Below are 16610 nucleotides of genomic sequence, written 5' to 3'. Positions count from 1 at the left end.
ACCACCATGAGACGAGGCAGTGACATGGAGACTCCATGAGGGTTGAGCACGTCTATTTCCGTACACCGACACCGTTGGGACACAGCGCACTGCCGCGTCCGGATGAGCGGGTAGCGCGTGCACGCACTACGCATGCCCCTGCGGGGACAGGCCGACCACGAAAGGAACGAGATGACCATTCCCAACAGGATTCCTCACAGCTACCCAACGGTGGACGCGGAGATGCCGCGTCGGGCCAGCGTGCGGATGCGCATCGCTCATCGTGTATTCCACGCGACAGTGCGCAAGTTCTTCCTCCTCGCACCGTGGATCGCCGACCACCGCCTGCTGACGCGCAACCAGATGTTCGCCATCACGGCAATCTTTGACCCCATGAGCGCGGTGCTACGACCCCACCGTGGAACACGGACCGCACCTGTCACGTTTCCCGCATTCCGTGCCGAATGGGTGTGGGACAACACCATCGAGAGTCCAGACCACGTACGCGATGCGGCCATCCTCTATTTTCATGGCGGAGGATTCGTATCGTGCGGGCTCAATACTCACCGCCGGTTGGTCGCGCGCATTGCGCGAGACACCGGACTGCCCGTGCTCAACGTCGACTATCGCCAACTGCCCAAGGCCCACGTCGTTGATTCTCTGTCCGACTGCCTAGAGGCATACGAATACCTGTTGGACAACGGATTTCCGGCCGAGCGCATCGTCCTCGCCGGCGACTCGGCTGGCGGCGGGTTGACCTTCTCTGTCGCACTCGCGGCACGTGAGCGCGGCTTGCCCATGCCTGCAGGAATCGTGTCGATAGCACCGTGGGGCGACTTCGACTCGACAGCCCGATTGGCCCATCCCAACGATCGGACCGACGCCGCTTTGCCGGCACGGGCTTACCAATTGGCCGTCAAGTTAGGTATCGAGGTGGACGGCCGACTCGATCCGGCGTGGTCTCCCGTCAACCACCATTTCGCCGGTCTGCCGCCCACTCTCATTCAGGTGTCATCCACCGAGGTGCTCCGCTCCGACGCGGAGCGGCTGGCGCAGCGCTGCGCCGAAGCCGGAGTTCCCGTGACGCTCCAAATCTGGGAGAAGGCCATCCACGTCTTCCAGGTCGGGGCCGATGTTCTTCCCGACGCACGGGACGCCGTGAATCGCATCGCGCTGTTCATCGGTGACCGTCTAGCGGCGTCCGCCAACCTCCGGACAGAGAGGACGTCGGCCTGATCATGTCAACTTCGACACTTCCTGAGATTTCGGCGGCCGCGCGGGCCGCCAGCTTGCTCGATCAGCATCGTGTCGCGCGCGTCGAGGCCACCGGCGACGGATACTTCGACGTTCTGGGGCGCGACGCGCCCCCGATACATAACATTGCGCAATGGCTCATGCGGACAAAGTTCTACTCAACCGGATACCAGTTAGTCCGACCCATCGGACTCCGGCTCGCAAGTGGGATCCGGGCGCCTGGGCGCGACAAGGACCGCCAACGCATAGCCCACTGGCTGGGCCTGCGTCCAGGCCACACTATTCTCGATATCGGTTGCGGCCCAGGAAATTTCACCGGGTGGTTCGGTGCGCAGGTATTCCCTGCAGGGCTCGCGGTCGGAGTGGATGCCTCCCGGCAGATGCTGCGCCGCGCGGTTGCGGATAACTCGGGTCCCTGTGTCGCGTACGTACGCGCGGACGCTGAACATCTGCCGTTCGCTGACAACGTGGCGGATGCGGTGACGTGCCTGGCCGCGCTGTATCTCATCAACGAGCCGTTCCTTGCGATCCAGGAACTCGTGCGCGTCCTCGCTCCCGGCGGCAAACTGGCGATACTCACCAGCCTTGCACCGGGCGGAGTGAGCCAGTCCCTCCGCGGACGGGTGATGTACAAAACAAGCGGTGTCAGGATGTTCGGCCGCGAAGAGATCACCGGCTTTCTCCACGGCGCGGGCCTAACCGGTGTTACGCAACATGTCGAGGGGCTGGCGCAATTCATCATCGCGACCAAGGCCAATCCGGCAGTCGTTTGACGCTCACTCCGCGCCTACCAGAGAGCACCCATACACGCCGACCATCAAGTAAAGGGGAGCCCCGGTGGCCAAGGCAGTTGGCAGTTCACGGATCATCCGTGGAAGCAAGCTCGGCAAGCTCGCGGCCGAGCAAGCCGTTCGGGGTGCAGGCACCCGCTTATCCATGATTGGCCGCTCCGAGAGAGCTCGAGAAATCCTGTCCGAGCGCGCGACCATCGACGCAGCAGACCGGCTCGTCACGGTTCTCGGCGGCATGAAGGGTGCCGCGATGAAACTAGGCCAGATGCTTTCGGTCATCGATTTGAACCTCATACCAGAATCACATCGCGAGGGCTTCCGCGAGAAGTTGGCGGCGCTCCGCGACCATGCGCCGCCACACCCCTTTCCTGCGATGCGCCAGGTGATCGAAAGCGAAATTGGCCGACTCTCAAGCGTGTTCAGTGAATTCGACGAGACGCCGGTGGGCGCCGCGTCGATCGGTCAGGTTTACCGCGCACGTTTGCGCGACGGGCGTGACGTCGCCGTCAAGGTCCAATACCCGGGCGTCGAAACAGCCATCACAGCGGATCTGAGGAACTTGGCACTCTTCGCCAAACTCGGCAAGACCATTTGGCCATCGGTAGGCGTCCCCGGATTCATCGACGAAATCGCTGTCAACATCGAGCGCGAATTGGATTATCTTCAGGAAGCCCGCACACAGCATCATATGGCGCAGGCATACCGGGGACATCCATTTATCGGTGTTCCCGACAGCGTGCTCCAACACAGCACCAAGCGTGTCCTCGTCACCGACTATGTTCAGGGCTTCCCGTTCGACGAACTCACGATTCGTCCTGGCACACAACGTAACGAGATCGGCGAACTGATCTACCGGTTCTACATAGGCTCACTGTTTCTGAGCCATGAGTTCTGCGGCGATCCCCATCCCGGAAATATTTTCGGGGGCGCGGACGGCAAGCTGATCTTCCTAGACTTCGGCCTGTTCAACCAGATGGCACCCGCCAATGTCGAATTCGAGCGGTACATGCTCTGCGCGGCCGCCGAGCGCCGCGCAGACAGTGTCTATCAAGCGCTGGTCGAGCGCGGCGTCATCGACACCGATTCCAAAATCACCCCCGCCGAATGCCTTGAGTACATCTGGCAGATCGCCGAATGGCATCTCGCAGATGAAACACTCACGGTGACTTCCGAACTGGCCAGCAGTACCCTCGTCGAGGCCATCGACCCGCGCAGCAGCGCCCGATTTGCCGACATCACGCGTCAACGCCTGCCCGCCGAGCACCTCTTCTCCCGTCGCGCAGACTTCTTTACTCTCGGCGTGCTCGGGTTACTGGGCGCAACTAACAATTGGCACCGCATCGCGCGCGAGTGGCTCTACGCGGAACCCCCGGTCACCCCAGTCGGCCGCGAGATCGCCGAGTGGCAAACGCGGCGAGAATCCGCCCGATCATGAGCAACGGCGAGCCATCAGATCACGAAGACGAGAAGCTTAGAGAGATTGTCCACCGCAACCTCTCCGACACTGTCATGTCGAGTCTGCGCACCTTGGGACGGGTCGTGGCCATGGCCATCGAATCGATCATCGGGGCGATCGTAGATGTCTTGTACGGGAGGCTCCAGTGGCGTGAAATGATACGCTAGAGTTGGTATTTCGTCACCGTCACGGCGACTCCCGCCGTCCTGATGGCTGTGCCTTTCGGGGTGGTGGTATCGGTGCAAGTTGGCAATATCGTCCACCAAGTCGGTGCCGATTCGTTACTGGGTGCCGCCGGAGGCCTCGGTGTGATCCAGCAAGGCGCTCCGATCGCGGCCGGCCTGCTCCTGGGCGGTGCCGGCACCGCCACCATTGCCGCCGATCTTGGCGCACGCACAGTTCGCGAAGAAGTGGACGCCCTGGAGACCCTGGGCATCAGCGCCTTACATCGACTGGTCATCCCTCGCATGCTGGCCATGCTGATGGTGGCACCGCTACTCAATATCTTGATCATCGTCACCTCGGTACTCTCCGGTTACGCCGTGGCTGCGGGTGTACAGAACGTGAGTCCAGGCGCCTACTGGGCATCTTTCGGCGCCTTCGCGACGGTGGCGGACCTGTGGATCTCCCTGGCCAAAGCAGCGCTATTCGGTTTCATCGTGGCGATCGTGGCCTGCCAGCGCGGCCTCGAGGTCAAGGGCGGTCCACGTGGCGTCGCCGACGGGGTCAACGCGGCAGTGGTCCTCTCCATTCTGGCTATCGCAGTGATCAACGTGGCGCTTACCCAGCTCGTAGCCATGTTCCTGCCGATGAGGATCGCCTGATGGCTGAGCGGCGGCGAGCGGTAGGTCCGGCGCGATACGCACCACGCGGCACCACCATGGTCCTCCGCGCGGGAAGGCGAATCCTCAAGCCGCTTGATTCGTTCGGCTTTGTGCTCGGCTTCGTCGGGCAGGCACTCGGTTCGATTCCCCTGACACTCCGCCGCTACCGCTCGCAGACCATGGCCATGATCACCGATCTCACCTGGGGACGCGGGTCGCTCATCGTGGGCGGCGGGACGGTGCCCGTACTGATGGTCCTCGGTATTGCCATGGGAGTGGGCACCGCGATCCAGGCATTTGCCGCCTTGGACATGCTGGGGCTCGGCCCCCTCACCGGAATCGTGTCGGCATTCGCGAACACCCGTGAGCTAGCGCCCATCGCGGCGGCCGTGGGCTTCGCCGCCCAGGCAGGTGGCCGCATGACCGCCGAAATCGGTTCGATGCGCATCTCCGAGGAAGTCGACGCGATCGAGGCTCTTGCGCTGAGGTCGGTCCCATTCGTGGTAACCACGCGACTGATCGCGGGAGTAGTAACCATCGTGCCGTGCTTCGTCGTGGCGCTGTTACTCAGCTATGCCTCTGCCTCCACACTGGTGCTGATTCTGCATGGGCAATCTAGTGGCGTGTACAACCATTATTTCAACCAACTGCTCAACGGCTGGGATATCGTCGCCGCGGCCATCAAGGTGCTCGTGTTCATCGTCGCGGTCATCCTGATCCATTGCTACCAAGGATTTTTCGCCAGCGGCGGCCCCGAAGGAGTGGGCATAGCCTCCGGCCGTGCGGTGCGGGCCAGCTTCATCGTCATCATCACCCTTGACATGGTCCTGTCGATCATGTTCTGGGGTATCGACTCACCGATTGCGTTCCCCGGGTAGCCCATGCCAGCATACGGACTTCCCGGAGTTTCCACGGATCAGCGCAAAGCACGCCTGCTCGCCATCATCGCGATGATATGCCTCGTCGCCGCTGCCGTCGGCTGGCAGCTCCACGACGCGCTGAAACGGCCCGACACTCTCCGAATTCAGCTGTACACCAACCTGGTTGGTGACGGTGTCGTGCCCGGCGCCGCGGTAATGCTCAGCGGTATCGCGGTCGGCAAAGTGGATACGATTTCGGCGACTTCCGAAGGCCAACAGCTGATCACGCTGGCCCTACAGCCCGAAAAGGTCGTGGGGCTGACCGATGCCTTCGACGTCGATTATGCCCCGTCCAATCTGTTCGGCATCAGCGCTGTCGTCCTCAAACGTCAAACCGGTGGTGCGCCCTTGCGGATGGACGAGGTCGTGGACCTGACCGGTGGTGAGCGAGTCGCCGACGTCACTGTGGGAAAGCTGATGCGCGAACTGTCGACCTCTGCCAACCAGGTGTTCACCCCGCAGCTGACCGACTTAATGAGGCGCGCCGCGACGGATTTGGCGGCGTTCACGCCCACGCTCGAGGCGCTGGTGTCCGTAGGGCGAGCGATCGCCGACACTCAACGCTACCCGTCGTCCTTCCTCATCGCACAGTATGGCGAGTTCATCAAGGGCGTGGCGGCTTTCAGTGGTTCCACCATCGAACTGATCAGCGAGGTCTACAGCATGGAGGTACTGAGGAACGAAGGCCCGCTGTTCGACACGGGCGTCACACTCGTTGTCGATCAGCTGTTTCCGATGATCTCAGACGTGCTGTGGACCGCGAACAAATTTGTCGGGAACGCTGACGGAACAACCACGCTCTTGCACCAGCTTTCGTTGCTGAATCCCTACCCGGAACGCACCCGCCTAGGCGCTGCCGAATTGATCAAGCGCATCAACGAAATGTTTGTCAACACTGCCACCGGCACCGAACTCAATGTTCCAGTCAAGGTCATCCTGCGCGACGTGCCGGTGATCGCCGAGCAGCTGCCCGAAACGCCGCCTGCAAGCGCGGCCGAGGGAAGATGATGGAAGGTAACCGATGTCCATAAGAGGCGTAGCCTTGCGATTCGCCATCTTCGCGGCGGTGATGGTGACGATCGCGGTTGGTGTAGCACAGACGATTCAGCGCCCGGTCGCTGGCAAGTTGAACACGTACAGTGCACTGTTCTCTGACGTCGGCGGTCTCAAGGTGGGCAGCGACGTCCGGATGTTCGGCGTCGCCGTCGGCAAGGTCCAAGCCATCGTGTTGGACGGGGGCGAGGCGCGGGTGCGTTTCAGTGTGCAACGAGATAGGCCGCTTTATGTATCGAGCACGCTGGCCATCCGGTACCAGAATCTCGTCGGACAACGCTATATCGAAGTACGCCAGCCGGATTCGGCAGGCAATCTCCTACCGACGGATTCCACCATCGGAATCGACCGTACGGTCGGTTCCTTCGACATCACTGCCTTGTTCAACGGCCTCGAGCCGATGCTGAAGGAGTTTTCACCCGAATCGGTCAATCAGCTGGCTGTCAACGCACTTGCGGTACTGCAGGGGGACGATAGTCGCGTCGGAGCCACACTCGACGCTGTGTCCAAGCTCAGCCATTATGTGTCCGATCGGCAAACAGTCATCGCGGTATTGCTGCGTAACTTCAAGGACATCTCCGAGCAGATCGGAGGGCGGTCCGCGCAGGCGGGGGCCCTGATACAGGGAGTCGCCGATGTCTTCGACGGATTGCAAAAACAGTTCGACGGACTGATGCACGCTATTGATGTCATCCCTCCGGTGCTCGGCCCCCTCAACAGCCTGCTGACCACGATCGGTCTGACCTTTCCCAACAACCCCGACCTCGCCCATGATCTGCGCGTGGCCTTCCCGGATCTGGACCGCGCGGTCCGCGGCCTCGACCATGTACCCGGAATACTGCAGGCGCTCACCCTAGCCTTGCCTCCGCGCAGCGCCGAGATGAACTTCACCTGTTCACGCGGCCCGGCCGAAATGCCGCAGATGCTGGATGTGTTAATCGCCGGTCAAAGGATCGTCGTATGCAACGGGTAATCCGCTTCACTCGACGAGTGGTCGGCTTTGCGCTGAGAACTGAGCGCGTCAACGAGAAACGTGACCGCCAGCGCCAACTGGTCCTAGGTATTGCTGGTCTGCTTGCGGTGGCCATTGCGATGGCAGCCAGTGCAGTGATCTACCTTGTCCCCCTGGGTAAGACGACTTATACGGCCGAGGTCAGCGAGGCCGGTTCCGTCAAGCCCGGCGATCAGGTCCGTGTCGCGGGAATCGTGGTAGGCGACGTGAGATCGGTTCAATTGCAAGATGATTCGGTGAAGATATCATTCACAGTGGACCGTACAGTCTTCGTCGGCGCACAGAGCACCCTTGAGATCCGGCTACTCACCCCGGTCGGCGGGCATTACGTCACAGTATTCCCTGCCGGAAACACACCCCTGGGCACCGCATCAATTCCCGCCGAACGCGTCAAACTGCCCTACAACCTGGGACGGGCCCTGCAAGACGCGATACGCCCTGTCAAGTCGATCGAGGGCGACACCCTGCGCCAGAACTTCAGTGCCTTGGCTAATGCCCTGGAAAAGCAACCGGATTCGGTTCGGGCCATGGGCGACGCCGTCTCCTCGGTCGTCGGCATACTAAACCGGCAGAATATAGATGTACGGCGCTCCCTGGATGTCGCCGACGAATACCTGGCCTTGATCGCCCGCTCCCGTCGCATCGTCGGCGACATGCTGACCAAAATCGGCACGATGGAGACCACCATCTTGTCTCGGCGCGCCGAGGTTCTTGAAACGCTAAACGTGGTCACCGAGCTGCTTTCGCGCATCGCCGCATTGGAACCCAACTGGCGCGAGCAGTTGCAACCGCTCACTGACGCGCTTCTGGAGGCCTGGCCGCAATGGCGAGAACTGGCCGACCGTCTGGCCGGCCTGGGTGACAGCCTCAACCGTGTGTGGAATCGTGTTGATGGCTACGTCGGCAAGACCGGCGAGATCTCCATAGATCAATCGGGGCAAACCATTTCGCCGCCACAACCCGTATGTATCCCGATGCCCGGGCGGGTGTGCTGATGCTACGGCGTACTCTTGCATCCCGCGGATTCATCTCCATCGCCGGGGTCCTGCTGCTGGTTGTTGTCGCCGCGACCGGATTGACGGCATCCCAACGACTGGGCAAGAAGATCGACTACTGCGCGATCATGCCGGATGCCATCGGGCTCTACGCAGGCAACGACGTCCTCGTGCGTGGCGTCAAAGTCGGCACCGTGACCAGCCTCCGGCCCGAGGGCACCGCTGTCCGCGTCGATTTCGCGATGGACGCCACCCACCCGTTGCGCGGTAACGCCATCGCAACGACGGTGTCCGACACCATCGTCGCCGACCGCCATCTCGCGGTCCAAGGCAGCCCGGGCGACACGTGGGACTCCGGCCGATGTATCACCCAGACGGTGACACCCAAGAGCCTGACCCAAATGACGAATGCCGTCACCACTCTAGCTACCGATCTGCAAGCAGGGATCAATCCCGACCAGCGCCGATCGATCGAACGCACCCTCACAGCGGTCAACCAGGCCACCGCCGGAAGCGGCACGCAATTCAACGACAACATCAAGCAATTGGCCGCTTCACTGCGCACGCCCGGTACGACGGCCGCACACATCGGTGCGCTCATCGACTCTGTCACTCAGCTGTCCCAGAGTGTGGCCAACGGATGGGGAAACCTGCGGGAAATGCTTAACGGCTTCGCCCCTATTCTGCAGTTAGTCAACGACGTCTGGGGGCAGGTTGTGTCGATCGTCGACACACTCACCACCATCCTGCCCTGGCTTAATGACATCACCCACAGCTACGGCGAACCCATCATGCATCTTCTTGAAGACGCGGTGCCTTACATCCATTGGCTTGCCCAGGATGTGCCCGCGCTGAAGAACTACTCCCGTTTGGCGCCTGCGATTTCCTGGGCACTTCGTAAATTCGGCAAGGCAGGCAGGCTCGCGGTCAACTATTCCCCGCCGTTCGTGCGGCTTAACCAACCGGATGCCGACCGTATTTGTTCCCTGCTCAACGCGGCCGATCAGCCCCGCAGAATCCACTTCCATGGGCCGCCCGGCCCCCCTATCGAGGGCGCATGTTTCGACTACAATAACGGTCAGGCAAAAGTGAATCTGGTGCCGCTTGTTCTCGGAATGACCGGTGCGCAATGATGCCTCGCCCTCATCGATCTGTGCGACACGTCGCTGCGTCTGTCATAACGGGCTTCGCTCTAACGGCGTGCTCGCTCGATCCGGCTCAGCTGGTCCTGCCCAATGGCGCTGAGACCTATCCGGTGCACATCCAGTTCAGTACAGCGCTGAATCTGCCCTCCGGCGCCAAGGTGGTGGCCAACGGCGCCCGCGTGGGCCGACTAGACACAGTCCACATCGTCGACCCCACCACCGGCCCCGGATACGTTGTGGCTCTTGTCGATATCGACAAGAGTGTGCGGTTACCCCTGGCCACCCGAGCCCAGCTGCGCCAGGACACCATCCTTGGCGATATCTACATTTCGCTCGTCACGAAGACGGCTGATAATGGGTCGGCTCTTGCGCCAGGCGGCACCATTCCGCTCGACCAGACCGAGCCGGCCCTGCAGATCGAGGACATCTTGTCGGGCTTGGCAACCTTCGTTTCCGGTGGCGCGCTGCGCTCCGCCCAGGACGTCATCAACCAGCTCAATGCAGCGCTGCCCCGAGACCCTACCGAAACCGCGCGCATAGCGGACACCCTCAAAGCAGACGTTGTCGATGTGAGTACAAACCTTGACGCAGTCGATGGCTTTTTGGACGGCCTCGAAGCCAGCGTCAGGGCCGTACAGAGCAACAAGGCGATTCTTGACATCTTACTCACGCGTGAGGGCACAGATACCACCGTCAGGATCGCGAAATCGTTGATCCATACCATCGGCATCATCGGCGCGCTCGGCGGTCTGGCAGATTCCGCGACGTGGCTTGCGCCTTTCGCCACCGAACTCGATGCCGCAACGAAGGCATTCGTCCCACTGTTTTTAGCCAAAGATCGCGCACTCAATCTTCGTGCCCCATCAAATCTGAACGCCTTACGAGCATTGTTGCGCGAGAAGCTATTTCCGTACTTCAACGAGGGCTCGCGGACACATATCAACGTTACCGGCATCGAGGTTGAGGGCGCCGACGGCCAGACTTCCGTCACAACCGACGCTCAGGTCGAGCAGATTGTCAACACGCTTCGGATGATCGGATTTGTGAGATGAGGGCCGCCATGGGGGCGCTGCGCAGCATCATCAAGGTACGGCTTGGGTCGTTGATATCTCTTGGGGCGATCGCCGCGATCATGGTCTTCGGCACCGCGTATTTAGCGTTCGATGTCGCAGGAGTGGACTGGAACCGGCAGTACACCACCGCCTCACTCCAGCTTCCTGACGCCGTGAACTTGCTACCTCGCTCGCCGGTGCTGTTGTCCGGGGTCAAGGTAGGCGAGGTGACGGCTGTGACCGGCACCTCGACCGGTGTCAATGTCGCGTTCAAGGTCGACCGCACCTACCGAGTTCCCGTCGATTCAGCCATCAGCATCGAGCAGTTGTCTGCGCTGGGGGAACCGTATATCGAGTTTCAGCCACGCGCGGCCGGCGGTCCGTATCTCGCCGACGGCCAGCAATTCCTGGCCAAAGATGTCTCCGTACCCGCATCGATTCCTGAGCTAGCACGGGCCATCACCACCCTTCTGGAACAGCTTGACCCCCAAGCGATCCAATCAATCGCTAATACGTTCAATGAGGGCATGGCGGGCACTGACGAGATCATCCCCGAACTGTCGCGGGCATCGAATCTGCTGGCGGCGACACTGCAGAGCCGCGAGCCGCAACTGCGCGCCCTGCTGAAAAACGCCCAGGTACCAGGGCCGGACGTAGCCAAAGCCGGTGCGGATCTCATTGCCGCCGCGCCGCAGTGGGCGGACTTCGGCGTCAAGGCCAGGGGGCTCGTTGACTCACTACAAATACTGCTGCACGCACGACCGGTTCCCGAGGCGTACACCACCAATAACGGACTGCTGGATTTCCTTCCGAAGCTAAAGGAATACCTCAATCGCGTAGGTCCCGAACTGGTTCAGCTATATCCCGCACTCGAGCAATGGCTGGACTGGGCTATCGGCGAAGTGCCCGGCAGCATCAATCTGTCCGCACTCGTTGACCAGGCGCTGCACTCGACCCGCCCCGACGGCTCGCTACAGCTACAGATCAACACCCACTAAGCACGTGCATAGCAACTACTCAACGAGGAGCAAGATGGCCGAGAAAGAAAGCGTGACAACCGAAGCCGACGAGGTGACCCGGGACGAAGCGAGCGAACCACCGCCACAAGGGGACGCATCGGCGGATGCACCGGCAGCCACCACGTCGAGCCGTGTAGTCCGTGTCTCGACAGTCGTCATTGCCACGGTGGGGCTGCTTCTGGTCGCCCTGTGTGCCACGCTAGGTTTCCTGCTGCTCAAGGCGCGTGGTGAATTGTCGAATCGCGCGACAGCGGCCTCCGATGAGCAGCATGCCGAACGCATCGCCACCGACTACGCCGTGGGCGCCGCCACCATCAACTACCAAGACCTGCCCGCATGGATCACCAAGCTGAAGGCCAACACCGCGCCCGCGATGTCCAGTAAGTTCGATGCCACCGCACCGAAACTCCAACAAATACTGTTGCCGCTGAAATGGGTGTCCAGTGCCACGCCGATCGCCGCGAAGGTCGAATCCGTCAACGGCAGCATCTACAAGGTCGATGTATTCGTCAGCGTCAACTCCACCACCGCACAGACTCCCGACGGCACTCAGACAACCGTCACCTACAACGTCACCGTCGACAAACAATCCGACTGGAAGATCACCGACGTAGGCGGCACCATGGCCGCGCTGACCCCCAAGTAGACCGCCGGAGACGATTTCGATGGGTATCGCAGATAAGGGCGCCCGCGCGCTCATCGTGGCCAGTATGGCTGTGGGAATGAGTCTTTCGGCCCCTCCTACACGGGCTATGGCCGAGCCCGTGGGCTTTCCGAATCTCGACAGCTTCACCGCGGTCCCGGTGGACGATTACTTAGTCACCTACATCCGAGGCCGGCGTATCGTAGCCTTCTCCACCCCGTACACCCTGATGTGCGACTTTGACGCACCGGCCGATCTCGCCGGTCCTCCGACGCCTCGTCTGCACTGCGCCGGAGATATCCCCGGGACCACCAGCGGAAGATTCTCCTCAAGCCAGTCGCCGCCGGCATGCACCGCGGGCACCGTGGACCTCTCGCCGTCGGGCAGTTACCAATTCATGCCCTATGACTGGAAGTGCGGCGATATCAATTTCCGGGTAGACGACTTTCCCTATTGGTCCGGCCGATTATTGGATCCCGGGGAAAAACTGTCCTACGGAAACATCACGTGCGCGGTGGGCAGTGCTGGCCTTGTCGCGTGTCTGGACACCAGCGGCGGACAACACGGATTCCTCATCCACCCCTCTGGCAGTAGGGCGTTTTAGCCTCGCTGGGCCGACGACGTAGCCTGTAGCAGCGACATAGCAGAGGCATGCTGAAGCCTCCAGCCATCCTGATCGATGAACGTAAGGCGCTTGGTGACGCCCTTGAGTTGCGGGCCGGTGACTATAACGGTGGCTCTGACCTTGCCCGGTCTCACCGGCTCGATATCCGACACGGCAAAATCCAACGGCAACTCATTCTTCAGAGCGGCGATCTGGATTCCCCCATCGGCCACTGCCCCCTCGAATCCGCCGACACCATCTTCAACCAGGTCGCCCTTATAGAGGTACGGGACAGTGGGGTCGGCGATCCCATAAAGCACATTCGAGAGTTGCTCAGGTGTTGGGATGTTCCCCGCTGGCTGTCTGAGCAGTGTCTCTAAAACCACCGGCTGTATGTGCCACCGCGCAGGGCCTTCAGATGCGGGCGTGCCTGTATCCAACGACAGAATGCAAGATGCCGTCGCGATTCCCACAGCGACCACAGCTCTTACGATCATGATGGCATTCAGATCTTTCTTTGTTGCTGGATGGACAACTTTAGCCCGTTTCATCCCGAGGCGCTCCCCTTCGCGCTTCAACCACATCGTCAATACGGTTCCATACTTGTTGCTGTTCAGCGGTCTCAATCGCGTGACGCATTTGAGAACGAAACTCACTGTCCTCAAACAGCGGAAGCCTTGAGAACCGGTCGAGGTGGGCGGTATCGAGCAGAGCGGAAAGCTGCAGAACCGCGCCGAGAGCGTGCTCATCAGCGGCGACTCGCAGGATATGTAAGCTCACTGTGCCATCCGGGTTTGCGAGCAGGACCGCCGCCGCAGGTGCTGCGATGCTCGGTGTGATGCGAGCCAGCACCGAGAGCATGGCAACAATTAATTCGGCCGACCCGAGCGCTGCTTGGGTCGCCATCCGGGTCACTCGCGCAGTACCGGCAACCCACAGAATTCTGTCGAGCACGTCGGCGCGCGACACGTACGCACCGGCGCGAATCAGTCCCTCGTCGTCGTCGATCGCTCGCTCAAACTCAACGATGTGCTGGTCGGTTGCGAACTCTACGAACCGGGACGCGGTTAGGTAGTCCCGGCGACGGAGCAGCTCCTTAGCTGTGGGAATCAACAAGTGCGAGGGTAATTTCGGAGCAAAATGCGGCACAATTCGAGGGTCGACATGCTTCGCGGCCTCGGCAAGGTAGGCCGGCTTCATACCGGACAGAACGGCGATTGCTCGATCTTCGTAGGCAAGCCCCAGAGCGCCCGCGGCACGGCCTGCTACCTCGGGCGGCACCACCTTTTCCGCCACTGCGATGACCACGGCGTTCGGAATGATCTGCCCCAGCTTACTGACTCGCGCAAATGTTGGCGCCAAGGAGTCGAAGATAGCGTCCGACAACCCGTTACGGAGTGCTTCAACATTATCGGCCCCTAAACGCGCCAGACCTACCAGTGCGGTTTCATCGGCCTGCAACAGCTCAGCAAGCAAGGTAATCTGCGCATGAGTCAATAAGTCAGACAAGGTGATTCACCGTCCAAAGAGTATTTTTCGGGCAGCCGGCCGCAGGATGCGCGGCAGTACCTTGAGTAGATCATCGGTCGCGCGGTCCAAGCTCTTACGATGTGCCCGAGTCGCCTTACGTAGCAATCCAAGGAGCAGTGCCGATTCCTGAGGCGTCAATCGCTCGAGAACATCTCGCGGCACCTTGAGTTCCTCGAGCAAAGGATTGGTGATGTCAGGCATCGGTCACAGCCCGCGCTACAGCGTCGTCGAACCGCTCCATAGCGGCAGCGGGCAGCATACGGTCCAGAAAGGCGACCAGTGAGTCGATATCCATCATCCGCGCCGCCATCCGGGCTGCCGCCGGCGATAACCGTCCACTCGCACAGGCAATTCGGGATTCGAAAGGCGTCGGCGCAAGCGCGGGATTACGGCTGGCGATACGCACAATATGACGCGCCACTGTCTCTGGACTGCGGGCCACTCGCTGAGCGATCAGCACCGAGATATTCCTGCCGCGGGCCACTGACCTCTTTTCGCTCTCCACCACTTGCGCGTTCGGGTAGAACCCTGTGTTGATGAACGCAGGCAGCACTGCGGTGACTCCGACCGCAGTGCCCGCGAATTCCAGCCGCAGGCATTCGGTAAACATCTGTGCCGCAGCCTTACTGGTGCAGTACGCCGTCGACAGCGGGATGGGCAGCACCGCCGCAGGCGATGTCACGTTCAAGATCCGGCCACCTCGGCCCGCCGCGATCATCTGACGTCCGAACAACCGACTACCAAGTACGACACCCCAAAAGTTCACCGCCATGATCCGGTCCCAGTCCTGCACGGTGTGGTTCAGGAACGGACCGGCAGTGGTAAAGCCAGCATTGTTGACTACCACCGCAGGGGCGCCATGATCGGAATACACCTCGGCGGCAAAATTCTCCATCGCCGCGCTGTCCCCCACATCGATCGCGTAAGAAAACCCTCTTCCGCCGAGGGCACCGATCTCTTCGACCGTGCGTTGCCCAGCATCTCCGTTGATATCGCTCACCACCACCTGCGCGCCCTGCACCGCGAATCGTTTTGCTGTAGCCCGTCCAATGCCGCTACCGGCCCCGGTAACGACTACTAACTGGTTCTCGAATGTGGCCACGGTCACCTCTACTCTGCCGTCGAAATCCTGTGATACGGTTCACTGCAGTAGACTGTATAGCACAGCTACCAGCACAGTAAAAGACGGGCTACATGGCGGGCAACAGTCGGCCTGCACCAAGGGGCCGCATCGCCTCACTCGGAGTGGAGAAAACATGGTTACCAGTGGCTTTAAGCCCCAGTTGGCCGTCGTCACAGGAGCCGGGAGTGGGATTGGCCGCGGCACCGCCAAAGCGCTCGCATCACGCGGAGCCGTCCTGGTGATCGCCGATATCGATCTCGTATCTGCGCAGGATGCCGCGCGTGAAATCCGCGACGGCGGTGGTCACGCTTTCCCCTACCGCCTGGATGTGGCTGACACTCTTGCGCTCGAGGAGTTTGCCACCGACGTGAAGAACACACATGGCGTTCCGGATGTGGTGGTCAACAATGCCGGTATTTTGGTCGGCGGCCCTCTGGTGGATGTACCCCTGGCCGATCTGAAACGGATCATCGACATCAACCTGCTGGCAATGGTTCATGGCTGTCGGGTCTTCGGCGGCCAGATGGTTGACCGTGATACCGGCGGGCATCTGGTGAACATCGCATCCATGGCAGCCTTCGCCGCCGCTCCGTTCACCGGCCCGTATAGCATCAGCAAATATGCTGTGAATCACTTTTCAGAGTGTATTCGCGCCGAACTGGCCCCCTACGGCATCGGCGTCACAGCAGTCTGTCCCGGGCTGATCGCGACGAATCTGGCCACTACCATGAAGGCGGACGGGCTCCTCGACGTCAACCAATCCGATCTCGCACGCAGGCTTTTGTTAAAAGGGCAGGCCATGTTTGGCATGCACCCGGATAAGGCAGGCAGGATTATCGTGCGGGCGATCGAAAAGAACCGTGCGATTCAGCCGGTCCGTATCGAGGCACATCTGAGTTATCCGCTCGCCCGCTACCTACCGGGTGTGGTGCGCGCACTCATGACGCAGCTTGGCAAACGCGATATCAAAGCAATACGAGACCGCGTCGCTGGGCCACAAACCATCAGTCGTACCGCCCGGCTGGTTGAGCATGTTCCTTTCCGCGACAACTGTGGTGTGAACTCCGCCGATGGCACCCTGAACACCACGGTCGAAGGTGCCCGTTGACGGAGTCGATCAATGCGCGGCCCATCGCTATCACCAGCGCAGGCCGCCGAACCTGGCGCGGCACCGTCAAGAAATTGGACGCCCAGATTGCCGGCCGGTAGT

Annotated in this window: 17 protein-coding genes and 1 pseudogene; 14 read left to right on the top strand and 4 right to left on the bottom strand. The window is 61.0% G+C overall.

The features are described from left to right. The first annotated feature begins 171 nt into the window (after window positions 1–171). The 13 genes and pseudogenes from HBA99_RS04825 to HBA99_RS24785 all read left to right on the top strand — a co-directional run bounded on the left by HBA99_RS04825 (window position 172) and on the right by HBA99_RS24785 (window position 12747). Window positions 172–1215 carry an alpha/beta hydrolase gene (locus tag HBA99_RS04825; protein ID WP_070952332.1) on the top strand — a complete coding sequence of 348 codons (1044 nt, stop codon included), beginning with the start codon at window positions 172–174 and terminating at the stop codon, window positions 1213–1215. Between the two features lie 2 nt (window positions 1216–1217). Next, window positions 1218–2006, top strand: coding sequence for a class I SAM-dependent methyltransferase (locus HBA99_RS04820; protein WP_070926132.1), 789 nt, complete (start codon window positions 1218–1220; stop codon window positions 2004–2006). Window positions 2007–2070: 64 nt separating this feature from the next. After that, the gene (locus HBA99_RS04815) at window positions 2071–3459 is read left to right on the top strand and encodes an ABC1 kinase family protein (protein ID WP_070951483.1); all 1389 of its coding nucleotides are present in this window, start codon (window positions 2071–2073) and stop codon (window positions 3457–3459) included. Beyond that, window positions 3456–4304 (top strand): annotated as a pseudogene (locus HBA99_RS04810) (MlaE family ABC transporter permease). The gene HBA99_RS04815 and the pseudogene HBA99_RS04810 overlap by 4 nt, the downstream one beginning before the upstream one ends. Beyond that, the gene (locus tag HBA99_RS04805; protein WP_070926137.1) at window positions 4304–5182 is read left to right on the top strand and encodes an MlaE family ABC transporter permease; all 879 of its coding nucleotides are present in this window, start codon (window positions 4304–4306) and stop codon (window positions 5180–5182) included. Before HBA99_RS04810 ends, HBA99_RS04805 begins: the two are co-directional and overlap by 1 nt. Window positions 5183–5185: 3 nt before the next feature. Further along, entirely contained in the window at window positions 5186–6232 is a 1047-nt protein-coding gene (locus HBA99_RS04800) for an MlaD family protein (RefSeq protein WP_234796919.1), read from the top strand. 13 nt (window positions 6233–6245) lie between these two features. Then, window positions 6246–7250 (top strand): MlaD family protein, encoded by a 1005-nt coding sequence (locus tag HBA99_RS04795; protein WP_070926139.1) that lies wholly within the window; start codon window positions 6246–6248, stop codon window positions 7248–7250. 17 nt (window positions 7251–7267) lie between these two features. Then, complete coding sequence (locus HBA99_RS04790; protein WP_235732348.1) at window positions 7268–8284, top strand: MlaD family protein; 1017 nt, start codon at window positions 7268–7270, stop codon at window positions 8282–8284. Next, window positions 8284–9417 (top strand): MlaD family protein, encoded by a 1134-nt coding sequence (locus HBA99_RS04785; RefSeq protein ID WP_234798049.1) that lies wholly within the window; start codon window positions 8284–8286, stop codon window positions 9415–9417. Before HBA99_RS04790 ends, HBA99_RS04785 begins: the two co-directional genes overlap by 1 nt. Next, window positions 9414–10481: an MlaD family protein gene (locus HBA99_RS04780; protein WP_070951486.1), complete on the top strand. Its 1068-nt coding sequence runs from the start codon at window positions 9414–9416 to the stop codon at window positions 10479–10481. Before HBA99_RS04785 ends, HBA99_RS04780 begins: the two co-directional genes overlap by 4 nt. Beyond that, window positions 10478–11479, top strand: coding sequence for an MlaD family protein (locus HBA99_RS04775; RefSeq protein ID WP_070926146.1), 1002 nt, complete (start codon window positions 10478–10480; stop codon window positions 11477–11479). The genes HBA99_RS04780 and HBA99_RS04775 overlap by 4 nt, the downstream gene beginning before the upstream one ends. 34 nt (window positions 11480–11513) lie before the next feature. Further along, window positions 11514–12146 carry a hypothetical protein gene (locus HBA99_RS04770; RefSeq protein ID WP_070926149.1) on the top strand — a complete coding sequence of 211 codons (633 nt, stop codon included), beginning with the start codon at window positions 11514–11516 and terminating at the stop codon, window positions 12144–12146. A 19-nt stretch (window positions 12147–12165) separates the two neighbouring features. Then, complete coding sequence (locus HBA99_RS24785) at window positions 12166–12747, top strand: hypothetical protein (protein WP_234798050.1); 582 nt, start codon at window positions 12166–12168, stop codon at window positions 12745–12747. Here the strand turns inward: HBA99_RS24785 and HBA99_RS04760 are convergent. From HBA99_RS04760 to HBA99_RS04745, 4 genes are read right to left on the bottom strand one after another with little or no spacing between them, the layout of a single operon-like run. After that, window positions 12744–13298, bottom strand: a complete 555-nt coding sequence (locus tag HBA99_RS04760) for an MTB12 family secreted protein (RefSeq protein WP_199253006.1) — start codon at window positions 13296–13298, stop codon at window positions 12744–12746. The two genes, HBA99_RS24785 and HBA99_RS04760, sit on opposite strands and share 4 nt — an antisense overlap. Next, window positions 13285–14256, bottom strand: coding sequence for a hypothetical protein (locus HBA99_RS04755; protein WP_131822804.1), 972 nt, complete (start codon window positions 14254–14256; stop codon window positions 13285–13287). The genes HBA99_RS04760 and HBA99_RS04755 overlap by 14 nt, the downstream gene beginning before the upstream one ends. 6 nt (window positions 14257–14262) lie before the next feature. Next, window positions 14263–14478, bottom strand: coding sequence for a hypothetical protein (locus tag HBA99_RS04750; RefSeq protein WP_070951488.1), 216 nt, complete (start codon window positions 14476–14478; stop codon window positions 14263–14265). Further along, window positions 14471–15379, bottom strand: a complete 909-nt coding sequence (locus HBA99_RS04745) for an SDR family NAD(P)-dependent oxidoreductase (protein ID WP_165613986.1) — start codon at window positions 15377–15379, stop codon at window positions 14471–14473. The genes HBA99_RS04750 and HBA99_RS04745 overlap by 8 nt, the downstream gene beginning before the upstream one ends. 154 nt (window positions 15380–15533) lie before the next feature. On the opposite strand from HBA99_RS04745, the gene HBA99_RS04740 reads away from it, so the two are divergent. After that, window positions 15534–16508: an SDR family NAD(P)-dependent oxidoreductase gene (locus HBA99_RS04740; protein ID WP_070951490.1), complete on the top strand. Its 975-nt coding sequence runs from the start codon at window positions 15534–15536 to the stop codon at window positions 16506–16508. Window positions 16509–16610 lie beyond the last annotated feature (102 nt).

It is taken from the genome of Mycobacteroides chelonae, assembly GCF_016767715.1.
Taxonomy (GTDB): Bacteria; Actinomycetota; Actinomycetes; order Mycobacteriales; family Mycobacteriaceae; genus Mycobacterium; species Mycobacterium gwanakae.
The sequence above is the reverse complement of the archived record's forward strand: the minus strand, read 5'-3'. Positions and strand labels throughout refer to the sequence as shown.